10 protein-coding genes are annotated in these 15,126 nt (G+C 62.2%); 9 read left to right on the top strand and 1 reads right to left on the bottom strand.

Annotated features, from left to right (window positions below; translation table 11 throughout):
* Positions 1-1,974 (bottom strand): APC family permease, encoded by a 1,974-nt coding sequence (locus tag SB659_RS04355; RefSeq protein ID WP_410549615.1) that lies wholly within the window; start codon positions 1,972-1,974, stop codon positions 1-3.
* Positions 1,975-2,213: 239 nt separating this feature from the next.
* Here SB659_RS04355 and speB point away from each other — a divergent pair, with 239 nt between their 5' ends.
* From speB to SB659_RS04310, 9 genes are all read left to right on the top strand, one after another.
* Positions 2,214-3,329 carry an agmatinase gene (speB, locus tag SB659_RS04350; protein WP_410549614.1) on the top strand — a complete coding sequence of 372 codons (1,116 nt, stop codon included), beginning with the start codon at positions 2,214-2,216 and terminating at the stop codon, positions 3,327-3,329.
* Positions 3,326-5,038, top strand: coding sequence for a thiamine pyrophosphate-binding protein (locus SB659_RS04345; RefSeq protein ID WP_410549613.1), 1,713 nt, complete (start codon positions 3,326-3,328; stop codon positions 5,036-5,038). Before speB ends, SB659_RS04345 begins: the two co-directional genes overlap by 4 nt.
* 135 nt (positions 5,039-5,173) lie before the next feature.
* Positions 5,174-5,656 (top strand): MarR family winged helix-turn-helix transcriptional regulator, encoded by a 483-nt coding sequence (locus SB659_RS04340; protein WP_284977538.1) that lies wholly within the window; start codon positions 5,174-5,176, stop codon positions 5,654-5,656.
* Between the two features lie 9 nt (positions 5,657-5,665).
* The gene (locus SB659_RS04335) at positions 5,666-7,732 is read left to right on the top strand and encodes an MFS transporter (RefSeq protein WP_410549612.1); all 2,067 of its coding nucleotides are present in this window, start codon (positions 5,666-5,668) and stop codon (positions 7,730-7,732) included.
* 207 nt (positions 7,733-7,939) lie between these two features.
* Positions 7,940-9,673, top strand: a complete 1,734-nt coding sequence (locus SB659_RS04330) for an ABC transporter ATP-binding protein (protein ID WP_284977540.1) — start codon at positions 7,940-7,942, stop codon at positions 9,671-9,673.
* Complete coding sequence (locus tag SB659_RS04325) at positions 9,670-11,748, top strand: ABC transporter ATP-binding protein (RefSeq protein ID WP_410549611.1); 2,079 nt, start codon at positions 9,670-9,672, stop codon at positions 11,746-11,748. Before SB659_RS04330 ends, SB659_RS04325 begins: the two co-directional genes overlap by 4 nt.
* Positions 11,749-11,807: 59 nt before the next feature.
* On the top strand, positions 11,808-12,224 hold the full coding sequence (locus SB659_RS04320) for an acyl-CoA thioesterase (protein WP_284977542.1): 417 nt from the start codon (positions 11,808-11,810) through the stop codon (positions 12,222-12,224).
* A gap of 63 nt (positions 12,225-12,287) precedes the next feature.
* Complete coding sequence (locus tag SB659_RS04315; protein ID WP_410549610.1) at positions 12,288-13,079, top strand: copper homeostasis protein CutC; 792 nt, start codon at positions 12,288-12,290, stop codon at positions 13,077-13,079.
* Positions 13,079-15,076, top strand: a complete 1,998-nt coding sequence (locus tag SB659_RS04310; RefSeq protein ID WP_410549609.1) for a DUF5107 domain-containing protein — start codon at positions 13,079-13,081, stop codon at positions 15,074-15,076. The genes SB659_RS04315 and SB659_RS04310 overlap by 1 nt, the downstream gene beginning before the upstream one ends.
* Positions 15,077-15,126 lie beyond the last annotated feature (50 nt).

Here is a 15,126-nt window from a genome sequence, read left to right as displayed (position 1 = left end):
TTAGCCCACGTGGACCCAGGGGCGCCGGGTGATGTCCGGTTCCGCTTCCCGCAACACTTCGCGGGTGACTGGCGCGATCTCGCCTTCTCCGAAGAACAGGAACCTACTCAAGTTGGAGATGGGATTCCCCTCAGTCCAGCGGAAATAGATGTGAGGCATGAATCCGGTGACGTCCCGGATGTGCAGCAGGACCGCGGCCACGGTGTTGGGAACGTTGTTGCTGTGGACCTCGAGGATTTTGAAGCCGAACCGCTCTTTGCCCACCACCTGGAGCTCCTGCTCAAAGTCGGAACTGTCGTCCACGATGACCTCGATGAACAATACTTCGCTGTCCACGGGCAGGTGGTTGGCCTGTTGGGCGTGCTGGAGTTTTTCCCTGTATCTGTTGGCACTGAGGCGTTTCGGTTCGTGGGCGATGATGCGCACGGGACCATCAGCGTTCTCTGCCGTGAATTCCAACGCTTTCTGGTCCATCTTGATGTACGTGGCACGCAGTTCAAAAGCCCGCCGGATACGGGAAACGAAGCTCACCACCATGATCCCCAGGATGAACAATGCGGCAATCTTCAAGCCGTCCGGGCGCTCGATGGAGTTGACCACGGTGGTGTAGACGAATGCCACGGAAACGATCCCAAAGCCTATGACTTGTCCCCGCTGCTTCTTGCGCCGGGCGGACAGCGTCACGGCAATGGAGGCAGAAGTGATCAGCACCAACACTCCGGTGGCGTAGGCCCCACCCTGTGCGTTGACGTCGGCTTTGAAGATCAGCGTGACCACGAAAGCGATGACGGTGAAGACGAGGACCAAGGGGCGCAATGCCCGGGCCCATGCGGGAGCCATTCCATACCGCGGCAGGTACCTCGGCACGAGGTTCAGCAGTCCGGCCATGGCGGAGGCACCGGCAAACCACAAGATGGCAATGGTGCTGACGTCGTACACGGTCCCGAATCCGTCGCCCAAATACTTGTGCGCAAGGTAGGCCAGCGCGCGGCCGTCCGCCTTTCCGCCGGCGTCGAACTCCGCAGCGGGGATCAGCATCACGGTGGTGAAACTGGACGTGATCAGGAACGTACTCATGATGATGGCTGCCGTGGTCAAGAGTTTGTGGGCACCCTTGATCCGGCCTGCAGGATTGGCCTCTGTGTCGGCGCCGTGTCCCTTGATTTGGGGCATCACGGCAACGCCGGTCTCGAAGCCGGAAAGGCCCAGGGCAAGTCGTGGGAACACGAGCAGCGCCAAAGCAAGCATCATGATCGGATCACCGTGTGAGGTGGTGAGGCCCGTCCACCAGTCCGGAATGACACGGGAGTCGCTAAAGACATGGCCGATGGATACGCCCACCACCACGAGGTTCAGGGTGAGGAAAAGGCCAACCAAGACGACGGCGACGTTGATGGCTTCCTTGAATCCGCGCAGGAAGACGATACCCAGCCCGGCAATCAAAGCGAGGGTGATGACCACCTGCTGGCCTTGGAGGAAGTCCGGAGCGAATGGATTCTCGATGAGGTGTGCGGTGGCGTCGGCTGCAGAAAGCGTGATGGTGATCATGAAGTCCGTGGCGGCGAAGCCGAGCAGCGCCAGGACGAACAGCTTGCCACTCCAGCGGGGGAGCAGGCGCTCCAACATCGCAATGGAGCCTTCTCCCCGGGGACTCTCCTTGGCCACCCGCCGGTATACGGGCAAGGCGCCCGCCAATGTGGCAATGACCAGGAGAAGCGTGGCCAACGGGGACAGGAGGCCGGCAGCCAATGCCGCGATGGCAGGCTGGTACCCGAGGGTGGAGAAGTAGTCCAGGCCGGTGAGGCACATGACTTTCCACCACGCTTGGGGTTTGTGCGACTCTGCAGGGCGGCCGTGGGGACCTTGCCGCTTGCCCGAGGTTTCCGGCATTCCTTCCAGCAACCACGATTTGAGGTTGAAGGGAAGCTTTGGCCCGTTGGCCGGATCGGCCGGAGGCCTCGTCAGCGTAGTCACATGGTCCTTTCGTGCAGCAGTGTGCTGCTTCCGCTAGGAGCGTATGGCTGCCGCCGACGCAGAACGGCCGTTTTTTATGGAATCTTTACGTCGTGTGTGAGCGGGATCTCATGTGTTTCACGGGACTGTGTTTGGCGCTGTGTTTGTAAACAACTGATGCATCCTACGAAACTTTGAGTGTATGATGGGTGTCACAGAGAACTGATCCCATTCACCGATCCACTAAGGAGTGGCGCACTTTGGAAGAGCTCCGCATTGAGGCCAACGGCAACCTCGGCCCTATCGATTCATCCCGCATTCCGCGCTACGCAGGTGCTGCCACCTACGCCCGGTTGCCGCGTTTGGACCAGGTCTCCAAGGCCGACGTCACAGTAGTCGGCGTTCCTTTCGACTCCGGCGTTTCCTACCGCCCGGGCGCCCGCTTCGGCGCCAACCATGTTCGCGAAGCCAGCCGGTTGCTGCGCCCGTACAACCCGGCGTGGGACGTCAGCCCCTTCGAAAACATCCAAGTCGCCGACGCCGGTGACATGGCGGTAAACCCGTTCAATATCAACGAGGCCATCGAGACCATCCAGCAAAACGCCTTGGACCTTACGGCAAAGGGAAGCAAGCTGGTCACGCTCGGTGGCGATCACACTATTGCCCTTCCGTTGCTGAGGGCCGCTGCCGAGCGCGCTGGAGAACCCATCGCCATGCTGCACTTCGATGCGCACTTGGACACCTGGGACACCTATTTCGGTGCTGAGTACACGCACGGGACCCCGTTCCGTCGCGCCGTCGAAGAAGGAATCCTGGACACGGAGGCCATCAGCCACGTGGGCACCCGCGGCCCCCTTTATGGCAAGAAAGACCTCGACGACGATCACCGCTTCGGCTTCGGCATTGTCACCTCGGCCGACGTCTACTACCAGGGCGTGCTCGAGACGGTCGCAAAGATCCGTGACCGTATCGGCAACCGCCCCCTGTACATTTCGGTGGACATCGACGTTCTGGACCCCGCCCACGCACCGGGAACCGGCACCCCTGAGGCCGGCGGCATCAGCAGCCGCGAGCTGCTGGAGATCATCCGCGGCTTCCGCGGCATGAACCTGGTGGGCGCGGACATCGTGGAGGTTGCCCCGGCATACGATCACGCAGAAATCACCGGTGTGGCGGGCAGCCACGTCGCGTACGAGCTCGTGACCCTTATGGCGGACAACGCAGTGGAAGGCGATCGGCACGGCGCACCCAACGGGTACGCACAGCAGGCTCTCGGCGCCCGCATCGAAGAATTCGCGCAAGCGTCCACAGCGCAGGCATCCGGAGCGCAGGCCGGCGCAGCGCAGGCCTCTACGGTCGGGGCCGAGCAGCGATGATCGACGTCGATCCCACAGCGGCATCGGCGGCCGACGGAGCGTCGGGGACCGGCCAGCGCAATGGTGGGGACCTCGTCGTCGAAACCCTTGAGGCACTCGGTGCCAAGACCGTCTTCGGGATTCCGGGCCAGCACGCGCTGGGACTCTTCGACGCGATGGGCCGCGGCAACCTGCACTTTGTCTCTTCCCGGGTGGAGAACAACTCGGCGTTCGCCGCTGACGGCTACTCGCGCGCCACCGGCGAAGTCGGTGTGCTGTTCCTGTCCACCGGGCCGGGTGCGTTGACGTCCCTGGCCGGTTTGCAGGAGGCCTATGCAACGGGCGTTCCCATGGTGGTAGTGGCAAGCCAGATCCCACTCGATGGCCTCGGTGCGCGCCGGAAGGGCATGCTCCACCAGCTCGATGACCAGAAGGCCTCGGCGGCGAACGTCACCAAGAGCCAGCGGTTGATCCAGCATGCCTCCGGAATCCCGTCAGCCATCCAGGACGCGTGGACCGAGGCGATCTCCTCGCCGCAGGGTCCGGTGTGGATCGAAATTCCCCAGAATGTACTGCTGGACCCGATCGTCGTTCCGCCCGTTGAGGACGCGCTCGCCGAAGCCTTCGACAACCCGCCGCGAGTCGAGCTGATCCGCGAGGCCGTCAAGTGGCTCTCGACGGCGGAACGTCCGGCCATCATTGCCGGCGGCGGCACACGTCGCGGCCGGGCGGAGAAGTCCTTGCTCTCCATCGCTGAGCAACTACGCGCTCCGGTCATCTGCACGCCGGGTGGAAATGGGGCGTTCCCTTGGACCCATGAGCTGTCCCTGCAGTCCTGGATCGAGGACCGCTACATGACCGACGTGCTCGAAGAGGCCGACGTGCTGGTGGTCATCGGATCGTCCTTGGGTGAAGTAACGTCCAACTACTTCACATTCGAACCCCGCGGCCGCATCATCCAGATCGACGCCGAGCCGCGCGTCCTGGAGTCCAACCGGCCAGGTTTGGGTATCCGCGCCGACGCCGGCCAGGCTCTTGCAGCGTTGGACGAAGCCCTGTCCCAGGCAGGTCCGGGGGACCGGTCGTTGCGTTCATGGCATGGCACGACGCCGGAAGACCTCACCAAAGAGACGCTGGCAAAGGTCCGGACCCGCCTCGAATCACAGGATCTTGCCAAGGAACTGAAGTTCATGGCCGATATCCGCGAGGCTGTTCCGGCTGACATGCAAACGTTCTGGGACATGACCATCTCCGCATATTGGGGCTGGAGTTGCTGGGATTCCCGGCAGGGTCAGTTCCACTCCGCCCAAGGCGCCGGCGGCCTGGGTTACGGTTTTCCGGCGGCCATCGGCGGCGCGGTGGGGTTGGAAACCACAGGCAAGCCGAGCAGGGTGCTGGCGGTGTCCGGCGATGGATCGTCCATGTACTCCATCTCCGAACTTGCCACCGCCAGGCAGCACAACATCCCGGTCACCTGGCTGATTGTGGACGACGGCGGCTACGGCATCCTCCGTGAGTACATGGTGGGAGCCTTCGGGAAAGCCACAGCCACCGAACTGGCCCGCCCGGACTTCGTCAAACTTGCCGAGTCCTTCGGAGTCCCGGCGCGCCGTGTCGCACCAGAGGACGTCGGGGACGCGCTTAAGGCGTCCTTTGACGCCGATGGACCCAACGTCGTCGTCGTCGAGACGCTCCTGAAGATGTTCGGTCCCACGCATTTGGGCGACTAGCTTCGTCCCCAGCCAGCCCCCGTACGGATGTTCCGTGCGGGGGCTGGCCCATTTTTAGCTTCCTCTTCTTTAGTTTCCCAAAGCAATCATTTTAAGCTATGGTTGCTTAGGGCAAATAAAAAAGGGGTATTGGCAATGTCTGTCGGATCTGCCACGGCAACCGATTTGGTACATCAAATTTTCGATCTGCAGCGGACTCTGCGCTGCGTGGTGATGGCGCATCAGTCCAAGGCTGGCGACGTCGGAATGGCGATCCAAGGCGTGATGCGGTTCATCGGCGAAGGGGAAACCCGCGCCACCCAACTCGCTGCGCGCCTGGGCGTCAGCCCGCCGGTGTTGAGCAGGCATATAGCAGAGCTGGAAGACCTCGGCTTCGTCACCAGGCGACCGGATCCCGCTGACGGCAGGGCCCAGCTTCTCGCGTTGACGGAAGAGGGCGCCGCCAAACTCCGTGATTTCGAGGAACAACGCAGTGTCAGGGTGCGGGATTACTTGGGCGACTGGAGCGAGGAAGACGCCAGGGACGCATCCGAGGTTCTGCAGAAACTGACAGATTCACTCAAAGATTCAATCCGGGCAACGGCGGCCGGTTCCACTACGACGAACTACACAGTTTAGGAGCCCGGAATGGCTAAACCATCAACTCACACCCCCGCGGCGGCGGCCGCTGCGGTGGGCACTGCCGCGCCCATGACGCACCGCCAAATCATGGAGGCATTGACCGGTCTCCTGGCAGCCTTCTTTACGGCAATCCTGAGCAGCACCATCGTGTCCAACGCGCTGCCCACCATCATGTCCGAGCTCAAGGGCACGCAGACGGACTTTGCCTGGGTTATCACTGCCGCCCTCTTGGCGAACGCTGCCACCACTCCCATCTGGGGCAAGCTTGCCGACCTGTTCGACAAGAAGCTCCTGGTTCAGTTGAGCATCGTTATTTTCGTCGCCGGTTCGGTCATGGCGGGTCTTTCCCAGACCATTCCGCTTTTGCTGACCGCCCGCGTCATCCAAGGTGTGGCACTGGGTGGCCTCACCGCTCTGGCCCAAGCCATCATCGGTTCCATGATTCCGCCAAGGGATCGCGGTAAGTACTCCGGATACATGGGCGCGGTCATGGCTGTTGGTACAGCCGGTGGTCCTTTGCTCGGTGGTTTCATTGTCGATAGTCCGCTCGGATGGCGCTGGACGTTCTTCGTCTGCGTCCCGCTTGCCGTCGTCGCGCTTATCCTGCTCCAGGTGACCCTGAAGATCGAGCACATCAGGCGGCCCGCAAAGATCGACTGGCTCGGCTCCATCTTGCTGACTTCAGGCGTGAGCCTGCTCCTCATTTGGGTTTCCTTCGCTGGCAACCCGGACTACTACGACTGGATCTCCTGGCAATCCGCCCTCATGGTCGGCGGCGGCGTGGTGCTGTTGGGCCTCTTGGTTCTTGTGGAAACCAAGGTTGCCCAGCCGATCATCCCGTTGAAGATCATCTCGGAGCGCACCACGGCACTGGCTATCGTCGCTTCGATTGCCGTGGGTATCGCCATGTTCGGCTCCTCCACCTTCCTGGGTCAGTATTACCAGGTTGCCCGCGGTGCCACGCCTACTGAGGCAGGCCTGCTCACGCTTCCGATGATCGCTGGGAACCTGGTCGGTTCGGTCGCATCCGGCATCCTGATCAGCCGATTCGGAAAGTGGAAGCGGTTCCTGATCGCCGGATCCGTCTTGCTGGTGGGTGGCCTCGCCTTCGCCGGCACGTTGGATCACACCACGGCTCTGTGGCTGGTGGCCATCTACATCGGAGTCTTCGGCCTGGGCCTTGGCATGCTGATGCAGAACCTGGTCCTTGCCGTGCAGAACACCGTCCAGGCCAAGGACATTGGAACGGCTAGTGCTTCGGTTGCCTTCTTCCGCTCTGTCGGCGGCGCGATCGGCGTATCAGTCCTCGGTGCCGTCATGGCCAACCACGTCAAGGACCTAGCGGTCAGCGGGATGGCCAAGGCCGGGATCCCGGTGCAGGGTGGTGGTGGGGCCTCCGGCTCCAGCATGGACCTGACGGACATGCCGGCTCCGATCCGCGACATCATGCGTGCGGCCTATGGTGACGCGACGGCACAGATCTTCATGATTTCCGCGATCATCGCCGTGCTTGCCTTCGTGTCCGTGCTCCTGATCAAAGAACGCCCGCTCCGCCGCACCGTGGACGCCACCCCGGACAAGGAACTCATCGCCACGGCCTCCGCCGAGGCCGCGATGTCCGTGGATACCGCGTCGATGGACGCAGTGAAGCTGGGCGACACTGAGGAAGCTCCCGACGCCGTCGAACGTCCGACGTCGAAACGCCCGCTTTCCCGGACGGCACCGCGCGAGTCCGCTCCAGCCGACGGGCCGGACCTCGACTTGGAGTTTGCCCGGATCCTCACCCAGGAACGGCCAGGCAGTGCGGGGGACGTGAGGGAGTTGCAGGAGCAACTGTCCAGGACGCAGTATGTCCTCGCTGAGCAGCAGCTGCAGTTGAGCCGGGCGAACGTTGAGCTGCAGGCGCGCCTGCGGGAGCAGCAGGCTATGGCCGAACAGCAGGCCCGCACCGCAGCCGAGCTCGCGGCAATCCGCAAGGAACTCAAGCGCGAGCGTAAGCAACAGGAGCGTATGGCCCTTCTGCTCCTGCAGGGAGTGGAAGCCCGCTCCGATCACGGCAAGCACGCAGGCTAACTTCGATGCACATCAAAGCGCCGGCTGGGATTCCAGCCGGCGCTTTTGTTGTGTCCAGAGACTTAAATACTCCGCAGGGATGATCTTTTGCCGTGGTTGTTTCGCCGCGGCAAGGGATTTCGTAGAGTGGGGAGGCTAATAGTGTCAGCCCTTGCTGCAAAACTCTCTTTTACTTCATTCACGCACTCTTTCTAAGGACCCGTGGGCATGCTTGTCACCCTTATACGGCGGTATTCCAAGCCGTATTTGCCGCAGATAGTGGCCGTCCTCATTTTTCAGTTGGCGTCCACCATCGCCACGCTCTATCTCCCCAGCCTCAACGCCAAAATCATCGATGAAGGAGTGTCCAGGGGGGACACCGATTTCATTTGGCGTACCGGGGCGCTCATGCTCGCTGTGGCCCTCGGACAAGTCGTTTCGGCCATCATCGCGGTCTATTTCGGTGCCAAGACCGCAATGGCGATCGGCCGCGACCTGCGCCGCGGTGTCTACCGCCAGGTCAGCAGCTTCTCGGCGCAGGACGTGAACCGCTTCGGTGCCCCAACCCTCATTACGCGCGGCACCAATGATGTCCAGCAAGTACAAATGCTGGTGCTGATGGGCCTGAACTTCATGGTCTCAACCCCCATCATGTGCGTTGGCGGCATCATCATGGCCCTGCGCGAAGACCTCAGCCTTTCCTGGCTGGTCTGGGTGTCCGTGCCCGTCTTGGTGGCCGTGGTGGGATACCTCGTGGTCCGCCTTATGCCGCTGTTCCGCTCCATGCAGAAAAAGATTGATGCCATCAATGGTGTGCTCCGGGAGCAGATCATCGGCATCCGGGTTGTGCGCGCGTTCGTCCGCGAACCTTATGAGGTCAAGCGATTCGGCGATGCCAACCAGGACCTCACAGCAGTTTCGGTCAAGATCGGCAACCTGTTCGTCCTGATGTTCCCGGCTATCGGCATGATCCTGCACCTGTCCACGGCTGCCGTGCTGTGGTTCGGCGGCCACCGTGTTGATTCGGGAGCCATGCAGGTCGGTTCCTTGACGGCGTTCCTCCAGTACCTGTTGCAGATCCTGATGGCCGTCATGATGGGTACGTTCATGGCCATGATGATCCCGCGCGCATCGGTCTGTGCGGACCGCATTGGTGAGGTCCTCGACGTCGAGCCTTCCATCCACAACCCGGTCTCGCCGGTGGTTCCTGCCGAGAAGAAGGGCCGCGTTGAGTTCCGCGACGTTACCTTCAAATACCCTGGTGCGGAAGCGCCGGTTCTGAGCAACGTCTCGTTCACCGCTGAGCCCGGCAAGACGCTGGCCATCATCGGCTCCACCGGTGCAGGGAAAACCACCTTGGTGTCCCTGCTGCCGCGGCTCTATGACGTCGCTTCCGGCCAAGTACTGCTCGACGGCGTGCCGGTCACCGACCTTGATGCATCCGAGATCACCAGCCGGGTGGCCGCTGTGCCGCAGCGGCCGTACCTGTTCTCCGGCACCATTGAGCACAATCTCCGATTCGGCAAGCCGGACGCCACGGACGCAGAACTGTGGGAAGCACTGGAAACCGCACAGGCGAAAGGCTTCGTGGCGGAGAAGTCCTCGGGGTTGAACCGCCGCATCGCCCAGGGAGGCACCAACGTTTCCGGTGGCCAACGCCAGAGGCTCTCCATCGCCAGGGCTTTGGTGACCAAGCCGAACGTGTACTTGTTCGATGATTCGTTCTCGGCCCTGGACGTAGCTACCGATGCCCGCCTGCGGAAGGCCTTGAAAGCCAAGACGCAGGACTCCACGGTCATCATCGTGGCGCAGCGGGTCTCCACCATCGCCGACGCGGACGAAATCCTGGTGTTGGATAACGGCCGCATCGTGGACCGGGGGACCCACGATGAACTGCTGGAGACATCGCCCACGTACCAGGAAATCGTTGAATCCCAGCTGAGCGTGGAGGAAGTGGCATGAGCGAGCAGAACCAGCAGAAGAAACGTGGCTGGGCTGCCAAGGCAGAGGCCGCGAAGAACGCCAAGGCGGCCGCCGTGGCTGAGACAGCAACCGAAACGCTTGACGACGACGACTTCGTCGAGGAGGAGTACGTTCCCTCGGAGGCCGACGGCGGCATGTTCGGTGACGTTCCCGCCAAGAAAGCCAAGGCCTTCTGGCCGTCCGCCAAACGCCTCATGGGTTTGCTCAAGCCCGAAAGCACCGGCGTTTACACGGTGGTCGGCCTCGTGGTGGTCTCCGTGGTCCTCAACGTGATCGCTCCCAAGATCCTCGGCAACGCCATGGACGTTATTTTCGGTGGCGTCATGGGAAAGCAGCTTCCGCCGGGCGTCACTCAGGCGCAATTCGCTGACCTGATGCGCCAGCAGGGCCAGAACAACTTCGCGGACATGGTCTCCAAGATGGAACTGACCAATGGAATCAACTTTTCCAAGCTGACATTCCTGATTTCGATCGTGCTTTTGATGTACTTCGTGGCCAACATCTTCATGTGGGCGCAAGGGTGGTTGCTCAACAGGATAGTCATGCGGGTCATCAAACGGCTCCGTAACGATGTCCAGGCAAAGCTCAACCGGTTGCCGCTGAACTACTTCGACACCCGTCAGCGTGGCGACATCCTTTCCCGGGTGACCAACGACGTCGACAACGTCCAGCAGGGCCTCCAGCAAGCGTTCTCGCAGTTGGTCAGCTCCGTGCTCACTGTGCTGGGCATCATCGTGATGATGTTTATCGTGTCCTGGGAGTTGGCACTCATTGCATTGGTGGCGCTACCGCTCTCCGGGATCGTGGCCGGCGTCATTGGCGCACGCAGCCAGAAGCTCTTCGCGGCGCAGTGGAAGAACACCGGAACCCTGAACGGGCAGATCGAGGAATCCTTCTCCGGCCACGACCTCGTCAAGGTCTTTGGCCGGGATGCCGACATGCTCGAGCGGTTCGACGAACGCAACGAGGCTCTTTACAAGGCGTCCTTCGGAGCGCAGTTCGTTTCCGGCGTGATTTTCCCGGCCATGAACTTCGTGTCCTACCTCGCTTACGTCGGCATTGCCGTGGTGGGCGGGCTGCGGGTCGCCTCCGGTTCCATGAGCCTTGGTGATGCGACGGCCTTCATCCAGTACTCGCGCGAGTTCACCCAGCCTCTCGGCCAGATTGCCGGCATGGCAAACATGCTGCAATCCGGGGTCGCCTCGGCGGAACGCGTTTTCGAATTCCTCGACGCGGATGAAGAGGTCGTGGAGACGGGAACCCGTCATTTGCCGGCGAAGACGGATGGACATGTGGAGTTCGAGCATGTCTCGTTCAGCTACGTCGCGGATAAGCCCCTCATCGAGGACCTGTCCTTCAGCGCAGAGCCGGGCCATACGGTGGCAATTGTCGGCCCCACGGGTGCCGGCAAGACCACCCTGGTGAACCTCGTGATGCGGTTCTACGAGCTCAACGCCGGCCGGATCACCCTTGACGGCGTGGACATCAAGGACCTGAGCCGGGCGGAACTGCGTTCCAAGGTGGGGATGGTGTTGCAGGACGCTTGGCTCTTCGGTGGGACCATCTACGACAACATCCGGTACGGCAACCTGGATGCCACCGAAGACCAGGTCATGGAGGCAGCCAGGGCCACCTACGTTGACCGCTTCGTCCGTGCCCTTCCGGATGGCTACCAGACCATCATCGATGAGGAAGGCAGCAACGTCAGCGCCGGTGAGAAACAGCTCATCACCATCGCCCGCGCATTCGTTTCCAACCCCTCCTTGCTCATCTTGGATGAAGCAACCAGCTCCGTGGACACCCGCACGGAGTTGTTGCTGCAGAAGGCCATGGCCGCTTTGCGGACTGACCGGACGAGCTTCGTGATCGCCCACCGTCTCTCAACCATTCGCGACGCCGACACCATCCTGGTCATGGAAAACGGCAAGATCGTGGAGCAGGGCAACCATGCCGCGCTGTTGGCCCTCCAAGGTGCCTACTACCGCTTGTACATGTCTCAGTTTGCCGGTGAGGAAGACACGGCTGTGGACGACTCGACGGCGGTGCACAGCTGAGCACGTCCGCAGAACCGGGGCAGTCCGTGGCACCCCGGCGCATCGAGGTACTTGTACCTATGCGCTGGGGTGACATGGATGCCTACGGGCACATCAACAACGTTCAGATCGTGCGCATGTTGGAAGAGGCCCGTGTTGCCGCGTTCGGCCCGCCAAGTGGCGCAGGCTTGCCTGGGGCCGAGCCGCCCGCGGCGCTGTTTAACGACGTCGGACCCGGCGTCATGACCCTGGTTGTTGAGCACAAAGTCCGCTATGTGCGGACCTTGGAGTATCGCAATATTCCGGCCGTGGTAGAGATCTGGGTCGGGGCAATCAAGGGCGCCAGCTTCGATCTCCACTACGTCATCAAGGATCCGGTCACCAGGGAGGACTGCGTGAAGGCCACCACGCATTTGGCCTTCGTCAGCGAGGCCAGCGGCCGGGTCCTCAGGCTCACCCCGGAGCAAAAAGCCAAGCTGGAGGCGTACCGGGCATGAACCGCAGGGTGCATGGACTGTGAATCCCGTCCCCGTTAATCCATGTGCCCGTAGAGTTTCATTATGAAACTGGAAATCGCCGTGGTGAGCGCTACCGGAGCAGGGACTGCCGCATCAGAGGGCGCAGACCGGGTTGAGCTCTGCAGCAGCCTGGAACTTGGCGGAATTACCCCGAGCCAAGGGTTGATGGAGGCCAGCCTCGAACACGTCGATGGGCGGTTGGAGATCCATGCCTTGATCCGGTGCAGGCCCGGGGACTTCCGGTATTCCGCCTCGGATGTTGACACGATGGTCCACGAGACCCGTCACTTGCTGGCACAAGGCGCCCATGGCGTGGTGTTTGGGGCACTGAGCGGCGAAGGGGACGTGGACCTCACAGCGACACGACGACTGGTGGATGCAGCGCGGGAGGCAAACCCGGACGCGCAGCTGACATTCCACCGGGCCATTGACCAAGCCATGGACCCGCTTGCCGTGTTGGATGAGTTGCTGGCACTGGGGTTCACCAGGGTGCTGACGTCAGGGCATGAACCCAGTGCAGGTGCCGGCTTGCCCACCTTGGAGCGAATGGTTCAGCGCGCACATGGTGATGCGGAAATCATGGCCGGCGGCGGCCTGACACTGGAAGATATTCCGGCCATGCATGCCGCTGGCCTCGCAGCCGTCCACCTTTCAGCCAAGAAAGTGGTCTCCTCGCGGGCCGATTCTTCCGCCAGGGCCGATTCCTCCCCACATACAGGGAAGCCCATCGACGTCGGCAGTCACGGCTGGGATCCGACGGCATACACGGTCACCGACCGCCCGACCGTCCGCTCGGCGCGGGCGATTGTGAACGCCTTGCTGGTGCAACAGTGATGCGGACGCCTACCACTCCAGCCACGGCACGGGTAGAGCCCTCCAACCTCACTGTCACCACCATTTCGCTTACCATGGCGGACGTGGGACGGTCGAATCCGTTGCCCCCTGTGGAATCGGAGCTCCAGCAGTCCTACCTGATGGGCGCCGGCGTCCCGGAAGAACTTCAGGCTTCAACCAGATACGGCGGGGTGCCCAACGTCTATCCCTATCTGACGCAGGATAGCTACACCCGGGAAGCCACGCCCCGTGAGGTGACCGCCGTCGTTCTTGAAAACAGCAAGCTCAAGGTGACGGTGTTGCCATCACTGGGCGGCAGAATATGGGAGTTGTTCGACAAAACGGCCGGTAAGCACCTTTTGCATACGCACCACTCGCCTCAAGTGGCCAACTTGGCGCTCCGGAACGCATGGTTTGCCGGCGGCCTGGAGTGGAATATCGGAACTCGGGGTCATTCACCCACCACGTGCGATCCGCTCCACGCTGCAATCGTCCACACCCCTGACGGAAAGCACATCCTGAGGTTGTGGGAGTATGAGCGGTTGCGTGAAGTGGTGTTCCAAGTGGACTTGTGGCTTCCCACGAACTCGGAGGTCCTGCTCGCGGCGGTGCGGATACGGAACCCGAATGATCACGAGGTTCCCATGTATTGGTGGAGCAATGCTGCGATCCCGGAGACGGACAGGAGCCGCGTGATCGCGCCTGCCGGTGAAGCCTTTGGCAGCGACTACGCCGCTGCCATCACCCGTGTCCGCCCCACCGATCATGAAGGCTACGATGCCACCTGGTTGGTCAACAACCCACACGCCGCCGACTACTTCTTCGACATTGAGGGTTCGCAGCGGCGCTGGATCGTCGCAGCAGATGACGACGGCGACGGCTTGGCCATAATGTCGACAGGCATGTTGCGCGGCAGGAAGCTTTTTGTCTGGGGGCAGGGCCCTGGCGGTAAGCGCTGGCAGGAATGGCTCAGCCCCGGTGCTGGTCCCTATGCCGAAATCCAAGCGGGGCTCGCCCAAACACAATTCGAACACCTGGCTATGCCGGCCGGCGCCGAATGGGCGTGGGTGGAGGCCTACGGAAACGGCCACCTGGATCCGGAAACCTCACATGGCGTGGACTGGGATGCTGCGGTGGCGCATGCGGGTGAACGTCTCGAGCACCTGATGCCGCAGGCATACCTTGACGAGGCGCTCCCGGCGGCACTGCGGGACGGTGACGTGCCGCCGTCGAAAATGTTGTCGGTGGGAAGCGGCTGGGGCGTGGTGGAGCGGGCCCGCCGCCGGAAGAGCGGCCGGGCGTGGATTGACGAGTCGGGCACGCCGTTCGTGAATGAGAGTGTGACCGGAGAACAGAGCCCGTGGCTCGGGCTCCTCTCGGGGAAGGAGTTCGGCGAACGGCCGGACGTTGATGAACCAAGCTTTGTTGCCGGGGCTGATTGGGAGGAATTGCTGGCCAGCGCCGGCAACCAAGCCGGGCCGGAAGCACAGTTTCACATGGCCACCATGAAGCATGCGAGGCAGGAGCTGGCGGGCGCAATGGACGGGTATCGCGCGGTATTGGCGGATCGGCACGCCCGGGCCCGCACCACGGCACTCGCACACCGGGGATTGGGCCTGGCGATGATTGCTGCCAGTTTGGAGGGGCCCGACGGGCTGGAGGGTTTGGCCGAGCTCGCCAAGGGCGTCGAGGCGCACCCCTCACCGCTGCCACTGTTGATCGAAGCAATGACGCTGTGTATTCGCCACGGACACCCTCAGGATGCCCTGGAACTTTTGGAGAAGAGCGCAGGGGCGGGGGCCGCCGTCGGGCGTTTGAAGTTCCTGAAAGCCGCGGCCCTTGCAGGGATCGGTGACGACGCCGGTGCTGCTGCCATACTGCGTGGGGGCGTCGAGATTCCGGACCTGCGCGAAGGCGAGGATGCGATCGCGCACCTTTGGGAACGGGTATGTCCGGGCGAGCCCGTGCCCGAAAACTACACGTTCGGGATGCGCTGAGGGAACGCCCTCAGAAAACCGGAGTAAGGAAGAAAGCTGCCCTGCCGGGC

Source organism: Arthrobacter sp. SIMBA_036, from assembly GCF_046535135.1.
In the GTDB taxonomy this organism is placed as follows: domain Bacteria; phylum Actinomycetota; class Actinomycetes; order Actinomycetales; family Micrococcaceae; genus Arthrobacter.
Note: the sequence above shows the minus strand (reverse complement) of the source record. Positions and strands in the feature narration are given on the sequence as shown.